At 61.5% G+C, this 13,969-nt stretch carries 14 protein-coding genes (1 of these 14 only partly in view); 10 read left to right on the top strand and 4 right to left on the bottom strand.

What is annotated here, in order from left to right:
* Together AB4O16_RS19810 and aptA are read right to left on the bottom strand one after the other, a co-directional pair.
* Window positions 1-118, bottom strand: partial view of a CoA-acylating methylmalonate-semialdehyde dehydrogenase gene (locus AB4O16_RS19810; RefSeq protein WP_110661513.1) — the start only. The gene continues 1,376 nt to the left of window position 1, outside the view; 118 of the gene's 1,494 nt are visible here — the first part of the coding sequence; the start codon lies at window positions 116-118; its stop codon lies off the left edge, out of view.
* Between the two features lie 74 nt (window positions 119-192).
* Window positions 193-1,542, bottom strand: coding sequence for an omega-aminotransferase AptA (aptA, locus tag AB4O16_RS19805; protein ID WP_160385953.1), 1,350 nt, complete (start codon window positions 1,540-1,542; stop codon window positions 193-195).
* Window positions 1,543-1,681: 139 nt separating this feature from the next.
* Between aptA and AB4O16_RS19800 the strand changes: the two genes are divergently transcribed.
* The 6 genes from AB4O16_RS19800 (at window position 1,682) to AB4O16_RS19775 (ending at window position 8,081) form a co-directional block, all read left to right on the top strand.
* Window positions 1,682-2,602, top strand: coding sequence for a LysR family transcriptional regulator (locus tag AB4O16_RS19800; RefSeq protein WP_460155607.1), 921 nt, complete (start codon window positions 1,682-1,684; stop codon window positions 2,600-2,602).
* Between the two features lie 89 nt (window positions 2,603-2,691).
* Entirely contained in the window at window positions 2,692-3,342 is a 651-nt protein-coding gene (locus tag AB4O16_RS19795) for a TetR/AcrR family transcriptional regulator (protein ID WP_460155606.1), read from the top strand.
* Between the two features lie 6 nt (window positions 3,343-3,348).
* Window positions 3,349-3,930 carry an IMPACT family protein gene (locus AB4O16_RS19790; protein ID WP_160385955.1) on the top strand — a complete coding sequence of 194 codons (582 nt, stop codon included), beginning with the start codon at window positions 3,349-3,351 and terminating at the stop codon, window positions 3,928-3,930.
* Between the two features lie 547 nt (window positions 3,931-4,477).
* A complete protein-coding gene (locus AB4O16_RS19785; RefSeq protein WP_460155605.1) occupies window positions 4,478-6,037 on the top strand; it encodes an ABC transporter ATP-binding protein in 1,560 nt (519 codons plus the stop codon).
* Between the two features lie 11 nt (window positions 6,038-6,048).
* Window positions 6,049-7,155, top strand: a complete 1,107-nt coding sequence (locus tag AB4O16_RS19780) for an ABC transporter permease (protein ID WP_460155604.1) — start codon at window positions 6,049-6,051, stop codon at window positions 7,153-7,155.
* The gene (locus AB4O16_RS19775) at window positions 7,155-8,081 is read left to right on the top strand and encodes an ABC transporter permease (protein WP_150719197.1); all 927 of its coding nucleotides are present in this window, start codon (window positions 7,155-7,157) and stop codon (window positions 8,079-8,081) included. The genes AB4O16_RS19780 and AB4O16_RS19775 overlap by 1 nt, the downstream gene beginning before the upstream one ends.
* Here AB4O16_RS19775 and AB4O16_RS19770 read toward each other — a convergent pair.
* On the bottom strand, window positions 8,078-8,560 hold the full coding sequence (locus tag AB4O16_RS19770; protein WP_160385958.1) for a hypothetical protein: 483 nt from the start codon (window positions 8,558-8,560) through the stop codon (window positions 8,078-8,080). The two genes, AB4O16_RS19775 and AB4O16_RS19770, sit on opposite strands and share 4 nt — an antisense overlap.
* Before the next feature lie 82 nt (window positions 8,561-8,642).
* Here AB4O16_RS19770 and AB4O16_RS19765 point away from each other — a divergent pair, with 82 nt between their 5' ends.
* The 3 genes from AB4O16_RS19765 (at window position 8,643) to AB4O16_RS19755 (ending at window position 11,227) form a co-directional block, all read left to right on the top strand.
* Window positions 8,643-8,999, top strand: coding sequence for a MerR family transcriptional regulator (locus tag AB4O16_RS19765; protein ID WP_150719199.1), 357 nt, complete (start codon window positions 8,643-8,645; stop codon window positions 8,997-8,999).
* Window positions 9,000-9,018: 19 nt separating this feature from the next.
* Window positions 9,019-9,708, top strand: coding sequence for an SDR family oxidoreductase (locus tag AB4O16_RS19760; RefSeq protein ID WP_460155603.1), 690 nt, complete (start codon window positions 9,019-9,021; stop codon window positions 9,706-9,708).
* 160 nt (window positions 9,709-9,868) lie between these two features.
* Window positions 9,869-11,227 carry an 8-oxoguanine deaminase gene (locus tag AB4O16_RS19755; protein WP_150719194.1) on the top strand — a complete coding sequence of 453 codons (1,359 nt, stop codon included), beginning with the start codon at window positions 9,869-9,871 and terminating at the stop codon, window positions 11,225-11,227.
* A gap of 122 nt (window positions 11,228-11,349) precedes the next feature.
* Here AB4O16_RS19755 and AB4O16_RS19750 read toward each other — a convergent pair whose 3' ends face one another.
* Window positions 11,350-12,438 carry a calcium:cation antiporter gene (locus tag AB4O16_RS19750; RefSeq protein WP_460155602.1) on the bottom strand — a complete coding sequence of 363 codons (1,089 nt, stop codon included), beginning with the start codon at window positions 12,436-12,438 and terminating at the stop codon, window positions 11,350-11,352.
* Between the two features lie 306 nt (window positions 12,439-12,744).
* Between AB4O16_RS19750 and AB4O16_RS19745 the strand changes: the two genes are divergently transcribed.
* On the top strand, window positions 12,745-13,827 hold the full coding sequence (locus tag AB4O16_RS19745) for a BMP family ABC transporter substrate-binding protein (protein ID WP_160385960.1): 1,083 nt from the start codon (window positions 12,745-12,747) through the stop codon (window positions 13,825-13,827).
* Window positions 13,828-13,969 lie beyond the last annotated feature (142 nt).

The raw sequence follows: 13,969 nt of genomic DNA, 5'->3' as shown, positions 1-13,969 counted from the left end.
CGCGGGTCGCCAGCGGCAACTTGTGGATAGCCTGGCCGGTAGACGGGTTGAACACATCGACCGCGCGACCGTTCTCGGTCACCAGTTCGCCATTGATCAAATGCGGAATAACGCTCATGGAAGCTCCTGAAAAGTTGTCCACAGGCACCCGTTTCCGGGCGCCCGTTGTTTGTAGGTATATAGAAGGAGAAATCAGTCGATCTTGCTCAGCACTTCGCCGACCGCGTCGAACAGGCGATCCAGGTCCTGCGGCTTGCTGTTGAAGGTTGGGCCGAACTGCAGGGTGTCGCCGCCGAAGCGTACGTAGAACCCGGCTTTCCACAGCGCCATGCCGGCTTCGAACGGACGCACGATGGCATCGCCGTCACGTGGAGCGATCTGGATCGCGCCGGCCAGGCCGAAGTTGCGGATGTCGATGATGTTCTTGGTGCCTTTGAGGCCGTGCAGCGCATTTTCGAAATGCGGTGCGACTTCAGCCACGTTCTGCACCAGGTTTTCCTTTTGCAGCAGGTCGAGTGCTGCCAGGCCAGCGGCGCATGCCACCGGGTGCGCGGAATAGGTATAGCCATGCGGGAATTCAACCGCGTATTCAGGCGTCGGCTGATTCATGAAGGTCTGGTAGATCTCGGAGCTGGCAATCACCGCGCCCATCGGGATCGCGCCGTTGGTGACTTGCTTGGCGATGCACATCAGGTCCGGGGTCACGCCGAAGGTGGTGGCGCCGAACATGGTGCCGGTACGGCCGAAACCGGTGATCACTTCGTCGAACACCAGCAGGATGTTGTGTTGGTCGCAGATTTCACGCAGACGCTTGAGGTAGCCCTGTGGCGGAACCAGCACGCCAGCGGAACCGGCCAGAGGCTCAACGAAAACGGCGGCGATGTTCGATGCGTCGTGCAGCTCGATCAGCTTCAGCAGTTCGTCAGCCAGGGCGATACCGCCCTGCTCCGGCATGCCACGGGAGTAAGCATTGCTGGCCAGCAGGGTGTGCGGCAGGTGGTCGACGTCCATCATTGCCTGACCGAACAGCTTGCGGTTGCCGTTCACGCCACCGAGGCTGGTGCCGGCGATGTTCACACCGTGGTAGCCACGGGCGCGGCCGATCATTTTGGTCTTGGTCGCCTGGCCCTTCAGGCGCCAGTAAGCGCGAACCATCTTCACGGCGGTGTCGGCACACTCGGAGCCCGAGTCGGTGAAGAACACGTGGTTCAGGTTGCCCGGGGTGAGGTCGGTGATTTTCTCGGCCAGTTGGAACGACAGCGGGTGGCCGTACTGGAAGGCTGGCGAGTAATCGAGAGTGCCCAGCTGCTTGGCGACCGCTTCCTGGATTTCCTTGCGGGTGTGCCCGGCGCCACAGGTCCACAGACCCGACAGCGAGTCATACACCTTGCGGCCCTTGTCGTCGATCAGCCAGCTGCCTTCGGCGCCAACGATCAGGCGTGGATCACGCTGGAAGTTACGGTTGGCGGTGTAAGGCATCCAGTGAGCATCAAGCTTGAGCTGGCTGGCCAGGGACGACGGGGCGTTTTCAGGCAAGTTCATGGGCAAAATCTCGCAAGGCTGTAAGCGGCGTAAGGATTGAAAACCGTTGTTGCAGCTAAATTGCCACGGGGATAAAGTCGGTGAAATGCAACTCTTCTAATGTTCAGTCAGCCACCTACTAAACTTTCGAGTAACCCGCATGAGCACTCGCCGTCCCGATCCGCTGGCCCAGGTCAGCGACTTTGATATCCGCCTGCTGAGGATTTTTCGCAGCGTGGTGGAATGCGGCGGCTTCTCCGCGGCCGAAACCGTACTGGGCATCGGTCGCTCGGCGATCAGCCAGCAGATGAGCGACCTGGAGCAACGCCTCGGTCTGCGCCTGTGCCAACGGGGACGTGCGGGGTTTTCCCTGACCGAAGAAGGTCGCGAGGTCTATCAATCGGCGTTGCAACTGCTCAGTGCGCTGGAAAGTTTCCGCACCGAGGTCAACGGTCTGCACCAGCACTTGCGCGGCGAATTGATCATCGGCTTGACGGACAACCTCGTCACCCTGCCCCACATGCGCATCACCCATGCCCTCGCGCAGTTGAAAGAACGCGGCCCGGACGTGCAGATCCAGATCCGTATGATCGCGCCCAATGAAGTCGAACAAGGCGTGCTCGACGGCCGCCTGCACGTCGGCGTGGTGCCGCAGGCCAGCGCGTTGTCGGGGCTGGAGTATCAACCGCTCTATAGCGAACGTTCGCTGTTGTACTGCGCGGTCGGCCATCCGCTGTATTATGTCGACGATAAACAACTGGACGACGAACGCCTGAACAGCCAGGACGCCATCGCACCGACCTTCCGTTTGCCAGCGGAAATCCAGGCCCACTACCAGGCGCTCAATTGCACCGCCAGCGCCTCGGACCGCGAAGGCATGGCGTTCCTGATCCTGACCGGGCGCTATATCGGTTACCTGCCGGATCACTACGCGAGTCTTTGGGTGCAACAAGGCCGGTTGCGCGCGTTGAAAGCGAAAACTCGCTTCTATGACCTCAGCCTGGCGTCGGTCACCCGCAAGGGACGTCGCCCCCACCTGGTGCTGGAGAGTTTTCTGGAAAGCCTGGCCGCGACGCGTTAATGATCATTGCGCCCTATAAGGACTTGTCTGAAGCCGGTGGGTACGCTATCAACGCACTGGCCGTCCCACCCATCAGTTCGGAAGTGCTTATGACCTTTGAAGTCCCAGCCCACGGCGGCAGGCCCACCAGCCGCATTCGTCAGAAAAACGAAGAGACCATCATCAAGGCCGCCGAAGACGAGTTCGCCCGTCACGGTTACAAAGGCACGAGCATGAACACCATCGCCCAGAACGCCGGGTTGCCCAAGGCGAACCTGCATTACTACTTCACCAACAAGCTCGGCTTGTACGTGGCGGTGCTGAGCAACATCATCGAGCTGTGGGACAGCACCTTCAACACCCTCACCGCCGAGGACGATCCGGCCGAAGCCCTGACCCGCTACATCCGCGCGAAAATGGAGTTTTCCCGCCGCCAGCCGCAAGCCTCGCGGATTTTTGCCATGGAAGTCATCAGCGGCGGCGCGTGCCTGACCGAGTACTTCAACCAGGATTACCGCGCCTGGTTCCAGAGTCGTGCGGGCGTGTTCCAGGCCTGGATCGACGCCGGTAAAATGGACCCGGTCGACCCGGTGCACTTGATTTTCCTGTTGTGGGGCAGCACCCAGCACTACGCCGACTTCGCCACGCAAATCTGCCGCGTCACCGGGCGCACCCGGTTGACCAAGCAAGACATGCAAGACGCCGGGGACAACCTGATCCGCATCATTCTCAAGGGCTGCGGCCTGAAACCTGCCATTTGATGACCTATGCCATTTACCCTCAGCGGTTTTTGCGAATACCGCGAAGAGATTCGCAAAAGTCGCTTCATCACCTTCGCGGAGCCCATTGCCAGCCCGGCCGAGGCCCAGGCGTTCATTGAACGACACAGTGACTTGAATGCCACGCACAACTGCTGGGCGTGGAAGCTCGGCCATCAGTATCGCAGCACGGATGACGGCGAACCCGGCGGTACGGCCGGCCGCCCGATCCTGGCGGCGATAGAGGCGCAGGATTGCGATCAGGTCGCGGTGCTGGTGATTCGCTGGTATGGCGGCATCCAGTTGGGCACCGGCGGGCTGGCCCGGGCCTATGGCGGCGGCGCGAACAAATGCCTGCAAGCGGCGCCAAAGATCGAGCTGATCAGCCGCGTGCCGCTGCGTTGCGCGTGCGGGTTTGCCGAGTTGGCCCTGGTCAAGCTGCGGGTGGCGGAGGCAGGTGGGCTGGTTGTGGATGAAACCTTCACCGCCAATGGCGTCGAATTGCAGTTGGCCGTGGGAGCTGCGCAGATCGATACCTTGCAATCACAACTGGCCGATTTGAGTCGCGGGCGCATTTTGTTGCAGCGCTGAAAGACGCCGGCACAGGCTGCGATCTTTTGGGGCACGGCGCTTTTTCACATATTCCATATTTGCCCACATCTGCTGTGCACCCGGCTGTGGATAACCTGAGCACATACCGCTGTAACCCTTCTGTCATGCGGCTTTGCGGACTTTGCTCATTTTTCGCCCAATTTGCCATCACGCACCTTAAATTTAAATAAAAACAATCAGTTACAACGGTTTATCGCCTTTAGAAGAAAGCCACTCAGTGCTTATGCCCATGCTTTGAGCTTGCGCACAAATACTGTGGAGCAATCTGTGGATAACCCGTTCATGGCCCTCTCGGCGCCCTGTACGGCATGGCTTGTGGTCGTTTGCTCATTTTTTGAGCAAATCCCCACGAGCAAAATCGGGGCTTGATTCGCGGCATTGCCCCCATCTGGTGCCCGGCTCCGTGGGACACACTTGAAAGCGGCGTACTCAGCGCCTCGGCTCAACGGGCTCGAAAGTTTTCCTGACCTAATGGCCAGAAAATTGCTTTATCCACAGGCACAAGTCCAACAGCACCGAGCCTGTCATGCCCAATCCCGCTCCAGCCCCAGACCCTATTGCGCGCCTGCAACTGCGCAAAATCACCAAACGCTACCCCGGTTGCCTGGCCAACGATGGCATCGACCTGACCATTGCCCCTGGCGAGATCCATGCCCTGCTCGGTGAGAACGGCGCAGGCAAAAGCACGCTGATGAAGATCATCTACGGCGTCACCCACGCCGATTCGGGCGAAGTGATCTGGGAAGGTCAGCGGGTGAGCCTGCGCAACCCGGCCCAGGCGCGCGGTCTGGGCATCGGCATGGTGTTCCAGCACTTCTCGTTGTTCGAAACCCTGAGCGTGGCGCAGAACATCGCCCTGGCCATGGGCGCGGCGGCAGGCACACCGAAACAGCTTGAGCCGAAGATTCGCGAGGTGTCCCGGCGCTACGGCATGGCGCTGGAACCGGAGCGACTTGTCCACAGCCTGTCGATTGGCGAGCGGCAACGGGTGGAAATCATTCGCTGCCTGATGCAGGACATCCGCCTGCTGATTCTCGATGAACCGACCTCGGTGCTGACGCCGCAAGAGGCCGACGATTTGTTCGTGACCCTGCGCCGGCTCGCCGCCGAGGGCTGCAGCATTCTGTTCATCAGCCACAAGCTCGGCGAAGTCCGCGCGTTGTGCCATGGTGCGACGGTGCTGCGCGGCGGACGGGTGGCCGGGCATTGCGTGCCGGCCGAGTGCTCGGATCAGCAACTGGCGCGTTTGATGGTCGGTGAGGCGGCGGAATTGATCGCCGACTATCCGAAGGTCATCGGCGGTGAGGCGTTCCTTGATGTACGTGGACTGTCCTGGCACAACCCGGATCCGTTCGGCTGCTCGCTGAACGACATCGACCTTGAAGTGCGCTGCGGTGAAATCGTCGGTATCGCGGGTGTCGCGGGCAACGGTCAGGATGAGTTGCTGGCCTTGCTCAGCGGCGAAGAGCGACTGCCCCGCGAAGCCAGCGCGACGATCCGTTTTGCCGAGGAGCCCGTCGCTCACCTGCGTCCCGATGCGCGCCGCCAACTGGGTCTGGCGTTCGTCCCCGCCGAGCGCCTGGGCCATGGTGCGGTGCCGGAGCTGAGCCTGGCGGATAACGCACTGCTGACCGCGTTCCAGCAGGGATTGGTGAGTAACGGCCTGATTCAGCGCGGCAAAGTCGAAGCGCTGGCCGAGGAGATCATCCGCCGCTTCGGCGTCAAGACACCCGATAGCCAGACGCCGGCCCGCAGCCTGTCCGGCGGCAACCTGCAGAAATTCATCCTCGGCCGGGAAATCCTCCAGCAACCCGCGCTGCTGGTCGCCGCGCACCCGACCTGGGGCGTGGACGTCGGTGCCGCCGCCACCATTCATCGCGCCTTGATTGCCTTGCGCGATGCCGGCGCGGCGATCCTGGTGATTTCCGAAGACCTCGACGAACTCTTCCAGATCAGCGACCGCCTCGGCGCCTTGTGCGGCGGCCGGCTGTCGGCACTCAGCGCCACCGTCGATACGCGCCTGAGCGATGTCGGCGGCTGGATGGCCGGCCAGTTCGCTGCCCCTCAATCACTCGCCACGCGTTAACGGAGTGTCACATGCTGCTTTCTCTTGAACCCCGCGGCCAGCAATCGCGCCTGATGCTGTGGTGCTCGCCGTTGCTGGCGGCTGCACTGACCCTGGGCTGTGGATCACTGTTGTTCATCGCGCTCGGGCATGACCCGCTGCTGACCTTGCACACGTTGCTGATCGCACCGGTCAGTGACCTGTACGGCGTCTCCGAATTGTTGGTCAAGGCCCTGCCGATCCTGCTCTGCGCATTGGGCCTGGCCGTCGCCTATCAGGCGCGTATCTGGAACATCGGCGCCGAAGGTCAACTGCTGCTCGGTGCGTTGGCCGGCAGTGCGCTGGCGGTGAACATCATCGGCATGCAAAGCCGCTGGGCGCTGGTGCTGATTTTGCTCACCGGCACGCTTGCCGGCGCCGCGTGGGCCGGGCTGACGGCGTGGTTGCGCACGCGCTTCAACGCCAATGAGATCCTGACCAGCATCATGCTCAATTACATCGCCCTGAACCTTTTGCTGTATTGCGTGCACGGTCCACTGAAAGATCCAGAAGGTTTCAATTTTCCGCAATCGGCGATGTTCGGCGATGCCAGCCGCTTGCCGCTGTTGATGGAAGATGGCCGGGTTCACGCCGGGGTGTATTTCGCCCTGCTCGCGTTGGTGGCGGTCTGGGTATTGCTGCAGAAAAGCTTTGTCGGTTTCCAGATCAAAGTGCTCGGGTTGGACAAGCGCGCCGCCGGTTTCGTCGGCTTTCGCGAGAGGCGCCTGATCTGGCTCGCACTGCTGATCAGCGGTGGACTGGCGGGGCTGGCCGGCGTGTGCGAAGTCACCGGGCCTATCGGCCAGTTGGTGCCGCAGGTCTCGCCGGGCTATGGCTATGCGGCCATCACCGTGGCGTTTCTCGGCCGCCTCAATCCCGTCGGCATCCTGTTTTCCAGCCTGTTGATGGCGCTGCTGTACATCGGCGGTGAAAGCGCACAGATGAGCCTGAACCTGCCACAGGCGATCACCCAATTGTTCCAGGGGATGATGCTGTTTTTCCTGCTGGCCAGTGATGTGCTGATCCTCTATCGCCCCCGCCTGAACCTGCGCTGGACCCGCCGCGCCCAAGCCACCGCCGTACACGCAGGAGCGTTGTGATGGATATCGATCTGCTGAGCAATATTTTCTACGCCATGGTCCGCTGCGGTACGCCGTTGCTGCTGGTGGCGCTGGGCGAACTGATCTGCGAGAAGAGCGGCGTTCTCAATCTGGGCCAGGAAGGCATGATGCTGTTTGGCGCGGTGATCGGTTTCATCGTCGCGTTCAACACCGGCAATCTGTGGCTCGGCGTGTTGCTGGCGATGTTCGCCGGGATGTTGCTGTCGTCGCTGTTTGCCCTGGTGGCGCTGCTGTTCAATGCCAATCAGGTCGCCACCGGCCTGGCCCTGACGATTTTCGGCGTGGGCCTGTCGACCTTCGTCGGTGCGGCGTGGGTCGGCAAGCCGCTGGCAGGGTTCGAGCCGATGGCGATTCCCTATCTGAGTGAAATCCCGCTGATCGGGCGGATGCTGTTTGCCCAGGATCTGTTGGTGTACCTGTCGTTCGCGCTGTTTGCGCTGGTGGCCTGGGTGATTCTGAAAAGCCGCGTGGGCTTGATCATTCAGGCGGTCGGGGAAAACCCGGATGCAGCCAGCGCCATGGGCTTGCCGGTACTGGCGGTGCGCACCCTCGCGGTGTTGTTCGGCGGTGCAATGGCCGGGTTGGCGGGGGCCTATCTATCGCTGGCCTACACGCCGATGTGGGCGGAGAACATGAGCGCCGGGCGCGGCTGGATTGCCCTGGCGCTGGTGGTGTTCGCCAGTTGGCGGGTGTGGCGCCTGCTGCTCGGCGCCTACCTGTTCGGCCTCGCCAGCATCCTGCACCTGGTGGCGCAGGGGTTGGGGCTGGCGATTCCTTCGAGTCTGCTGGCGATGCTGCCGTATGTCGCGACCATTGTGGTGTTGGTGCTGCTGTCGCGGGACGCGCTGCGCACACGGTTGTATGCGCCGGTGTCGTTGGGGCAGCCGTGGCAGGCTGGGCATTAGTGGTTGACTGGTGTGGCCTCATCGCGAGCAAGCTCGCTCCCACAAGGATATTGCGGTACCTGTGGGAGCGGGCTTGCCCGCGATGGCGTCCGCACAGGCAACACTTGAGCAATGCCCCACGCCAACTCAAAGAACAAGAAAACCACCAGAATCGAACTCGCACCCCGGCTCAGGGCATAAGCCTGCCAGGCCGAGAACAGGAATCTGGCCACGGCGTCATACCGCCCAAACACCTGCTGCGGATCACGAATCCGCAGTACCGACCACACGCAGACAATCGACCCCAGCAGATTCGCCATCAACATGTGCACCGGTTCGAACGGCGGCAGTTCACCGGGTAAATTCAATGCCTGACTCACCCCGGTCAAAACCCCATGCAACGCCGCAAAACTCCACGGCGTGACAAACGCGACCGTCACGATCAGGTCGTACCAGGCACTGCCTTGCACCAACCGGCGATATTGCGCTGTAGTCCACATCGACATTGCTCCATCAATTCAGGGAGCAACAAGGCTAAAGCCTGGAGTATGCTCCAGGGTCAAGCCCCTTCGAGACGTGATGATGCGCATCGGTGAATTAGCCCAGGCCAGCGCCGTCAGCCGCGACACGCTGCGCTTTTACGAGCAGCGCGGGTTGATCGCCGCGCAACGCAGTGCCAACGGGTATCGCGACTACCCGCCAGACATGGTGCAGTTGGTGCAGTACATCAAGACCGCCCAACGGCTGGGCTTTACCCTCGGCGAGATCGGAGACAGCGTCGCTGCGATCTGGCAGTCGCCCGACCCGGACAGCGCCGTCACCCAATTGCTGCAAGACAAACTCAAACTGATCGAAGCCCGCATGACCGAACTCGGCGCCCTGCGCGACGAGTTGCAACAACGGCTCGGGCAACAGTGTCCATTGAATCCACGACTCTGAATTTTCAAGGAAGCCACTCATGTCCAAGGCAAAAACCGCACTCATCATCGGCGCCTCCCGAGGGCTTGGCCTCGGGCTGGTGAAAACCCTGCTGGCCGATGGCTGGCAAGTCACCGCCACCGTGCGCGACCCGCAAAAAGCCGAAGCCTTGCAGGCCTTGGGCAAGGTGCGCATCGAGAAGCTCGACATGGACGATCAGCAAGCGGTGTCCGCCCTGAGCCAACAATTCAAGGGCGAGGTGTTTGACCTGTTGTTCGTCAATGCCGGGGTCAAGGGGCCGGAGGTCCAGACGCCCAACGGCGGCGCGACAATGGCCGACGTCGGTCAGCTGTTTTTCACCAACGCCGTGGCGCCGATCAACCTGGCCCAGCGTTTTGTCGAGCAACTGCGCCCGGATACCGGCGTGCTGGCCTTCATGAGCTCGGTGCTGGGCAGCGTGACCATGCCCGATGCGCCGGAACTGGCACTGTACAAGGCCAGCAAGGCGGCGCTGAACTCCATGACCAACAGCTTCGTCACCCAGTTGGGCGAAACCGGCCTCACCGTGCTGTCGCTGCACCCGGGCTGGGTGAAAACCGACATGGGCGGTGAAGGCGCGGACATCGATGTCGATACCAGCACCCGTGGCCTGGTGGATCAGGTGAACGCGTTTGTCGGCAAGGGTGGGCACCATTTCATCAATTACCGGGGTGAAACCATTCCCTGGTAATCACCGCCGCCCGTAGGGGGGGTGTCCTGTCGGGTCGGGCTTGCCCGCCAGAGCGTTTTGATCGACACTGCGCACCTCGCCTCCCCGGCGAACCTGGATCAGCAGACAGGACAACACTGAGCTGGCAACCCTGAACCCAACTTTCAGAGGAGCCGGCAACATGCCTGCGACCCGTACCTGGTTAAAAAATCCCCTCGCCATTTTCACCTCCAACGGTCTCGATGCCCGTGGCGGCCTGGTGCTGCAAGACGGTTTGATCGTCGAAGTGCTTGGCGTCGGTCAACAACCGTCCGCGCCGTGCAATGAAGTGTTCGATGCCCGCGAGCATGTGATCCTGCCGGGCCTGATCAACACCCATCATCACTTCTATCAGACCCTGACCCGCGCCTGGGCGCCGGTGGTCAATCAGCCGCTGTTCCCCTGGTTGAAAACCCTGTACCCGGTCTGGGCACGCCTGACCCCGGAAAAGCTCGCACTCGCCACCAAGGTCGCACTCGCTGAATTGCTGCTGTCCGGTTGCACCACCGCAGCCGACCACCACTACCTGTTCCCGGAAGGCCTGGAAAACGCCATCGACGTTCAGGTCGAGAGCGTTCGCGAACTGGGCATGCGCGCCATGCTGACCCGCGGTTCCATGAGCCTCGGTGAAAAGGACGGTGGCCTGCCACCGCAACAGACCGTGCAGGAAGGCGAAGTGATTCTCGCCGACAGCCAGCGACTGATCGCCGAATACCACGAACGCGGTGACGGCGCGCAAATCCAGATCGCCCTGGCACCGTGCTCGCCGTTCTCGGTGACCCCGGAAATCATGTCGGCCAGCGCTGAACTTGCAAACAAACTCGACGTGCGCCTGCACACCCACCTGGCCGAAACCCTCGACGAAGAAGACTTCTGCCTGCAGCGCTTCGGCCTGCGCACCGTGGACTATCTGGACAGTGTCGGCTGGCTCGGCCCGCGCACCTGGCTGGCCCATGGCATCCATTTCAACCCGGACGAGATCGCCCGCCTCGGCGCCGCCGGCACCGGTATTTGCCATTGCCCGAGCTCCAACATGCGCCTGGCCTCGGGCATCTGCCCGAGCATCGAGCTGACCGATGCCGGCGCCTTGCTTGGTTTGGGCGTGGACGGCTCGGCGTCCAACGATGCTTCGAACATGATGCTCGAAGCGCGTCAGGCGCTGTACATCCAGCGCCTGCGTTACGGCGCCGAGAAGATCACCCCGGAGCGCGTGCTCGGCTGGGCGACCAAAGGTTCGGCAAGTCTGCTGGGCCGTACGGACATCGGCGAACTGGCGGTGGGCAAACAGGCCGACCTGGCCCTGTTCAAGCTGGATGAACTGCGCTTCTCCGGCAGCCATGATCCCGTCTCGGCACTGCTGCTGTGCGGCGCCGATCGCGCGGACCGGGTGATGGTCGGCGGCAAGTGGCGAGTGATCGATGGCCAGGTCGAAGGGCTGGACCTGAAGGGCTTGATTGCTGATCACAGCCAGGCGGCACGGCAGTTGATCGCCGGGACCTAAAGCACCGAAGATCCAATGTGGGAGCGAGCTTGCTCGCGATGACGGCATGTCAGTCGACATATTTTGTGAATGACACACCGCTATCGCGAGCAAGCTCGCTCCCACAGGTTTTTGTGGTGTTCTTAAAGGCCAAGCAACGACAACATGATGAACGTCGCAAACAACACGAAGTGCGTCATGCCTTCGATGGCGTTGGTTTCGCCGTCATTGAGGTTGATCGCGCTGACGATAAGGGTGAGAAAAACCATCACGGTCTGCACCGGGGTCATGGCCATCTGGAATGGCTGGCCAGTATAGAGCGCCATCGCCTCCATCACCGGCACCGTCAGGATCACCGTCGACAACGACGCGCCCAAGGCGATGTTGACCACCGACTGCATGCGGTTGGCCAGTGCCGCGCGCAATGCGGTCAAAATCTCCGGCGCCGCGGATATCGCCGCCACCAGGATCGCCGTGATCACCGGCGGTGCCCCCGTTCCTTCCAGCCCCAGATCGAGGGTCTTGGACATCACTTCGGCCAGTGCGCCAATCACCACCACCCCAAACACCAGGGTGCCGATACTCAGCACCAGATTGATCGGCTGCGGTTCTGCGCCAGGCTCCTTCCTGCGGCGCTTGTCCGGGTAGCTGTAGCTGAAAAAATAGCTGTGCGGCCCGACCTGCATGCGCAGGAACAATGCGTAGAGCACCACCATCGCGCCGATGGTAAAGGCTGAATAGAGCTTCCATCGTGCTTCTGGAATGAACTCCGGCACCACCATCGAGACGCCCATGGCGGTGAGGATCATCACGCCGTAGCTGCGCGCCGAATCGTCGTTATAGGACTGTTCGCCGTGCTTGAGCCCGCCCATCAGCGCCGCGAGACCCAGGATGCCATTGATGTCGAGCATCACCGCCGAATAGATCGTGTCGCGCACCAGCGTCGCCGAGGCTTCGTTGCTCATCATGATCGCCAGGATCACCACTTCCACCAGCACGGCGGCCAGGGTCAGGATCATCGTGCCGTAGGGATCGCCGACCTTCTCCGCCAGCAACTCGGCCTGATGGGCGACGCGCATGGAGGCGGCGACGATGAAGACGATCAGCACCAGCCCGCTCGCCAGCGCGACGACCTGGCCGCTGTGCAGCATCCAGTGCTCCAGCGGATAAGCCACGCACGCGGCGATCAGCGCCAACAGCAGGAAACTTTCTTGCTTGAGGGTCGTGAGCATGGCGAGCCTTTTTGCCGAGTGGAATCGATGAGCTACTGACTCCGGAGGGGCGCTGACGGTTCGTTTTACCTTAGCGCACCAAGAGCAGGCAGCCGGTTTGGCAGGTGCACTTTTATCGGACTTACCGGCCTCTTCGCGAGCAGGCTCGCTCCCACAGAGATTGCGGCGCTTTTGTGGGAGCGAGCCTGCTCGCGAAAGCATCACCTCGGTCTTGAGGTGTTTGTTGTCTTGTTGGTCAGCAATTTGCATTGCCCTGTGCAAGCCCGAGAGCCCAGCCAACCTCACAACAAAATGGAGTTTCAATTCATGCATAAACGTCCGTTGAAGAAGCTGCTTTGCGCCATTGCGGCGGCCATGGGCCTGAGCGCCAGCCTGGGTGCCAGTGCCAACGACCCGCTGAAAGTCGGCTTCGTCTATATCGGCCCGATCGGCGACCACGGCTGGACGTATCAGCATGAACAGGGGCGCAAGGAACTCGCGGAAAAATTCGGCGCGCAGATCACCACCAACTACGTGGAAAACGTCGCCGAAGGCGCCGACGCCGAGCGGGTGATCCGCAACATGGCCAAGGACAAATACGACCTGATCTTCACCACCTCCTTCGGCTACATGAACCCCACCGTGAAAGTTGCCAAACAGTTTCCCAAGGTGACCTTCGAACACGCCACCGGCTACAAGCAAGACAAGAACCTCGGCACTTACCTGGCGCGCACTTATGAGGGCCGCTACGTCGGCGGCTTCCTCGCGGCGAAGATGACCAAGACCAAGAAGATCGGCTACGTCGCGTCGTTTCCGATCCCGGAGGTGATCCGCGACATCAACGCCATCCAGCTGGCCCTGAACAAGTACAACCCCGGCACCGAGATCAAGGTGGTGTGGGTCAACTCCTGGTTCGACCCGGGCAAGGAAGCGGATGCCGCCAACGCCCTGATCGACCAGGGCGTGGACGTGGTGTTCCAGCACACCGACAGCCCGGCGCCGATCCAGGCCGCCGAGCGTCGCGGCGTGTATGCCGTAGGCTACGCTTCGGACATGGCGCACTTCGGACCGAAGGCGGTGCTGACCTCCATCGTCAACGACTGGGGCCCGCACTACATTCAGGCCGCCCAAAGCGTGATCGACCATGACTGGAAGTCCCAGGACTACTGGGGCGGCCTGAAAGAGGGCACGGTTGAGCTGCCGATCAGCGACCTGGTGCCGGCAGCGGTAAAAAACGAAGCCGAACAACTCATCGCCAATATCAAGAGCGGTGCGCTGCAGCCGTTCACCGGGCCGATCAAGGATCAGTCCGGCGTCGAAAAAATCCCCGCGGGCGTGAGCGCGACCACGGCGGAGCTGGCGTCGATGAATTACTACGTGGAAGGCATGAAGGCCGAAATACCGAAGTAACGTTTTAACCACAACACAAAACCCTGTGGGAGCGAGCCTGCTCGCGAAGGCGTCTGTACACTCAACATTGATGTTGGCTGACACACCGCATTCGCGAGCAGGCTCGCTCCCACATATGATCTTCATCGCGTTCAAGGATTGC

Source organism: Pseudomonas sp. S2_H10, assembly GCF_054668285.1.
Note: the sequence above shows the minus strand (reverse complement) of the source record. Positions and strands in the feature narration are given on the sequence as shown.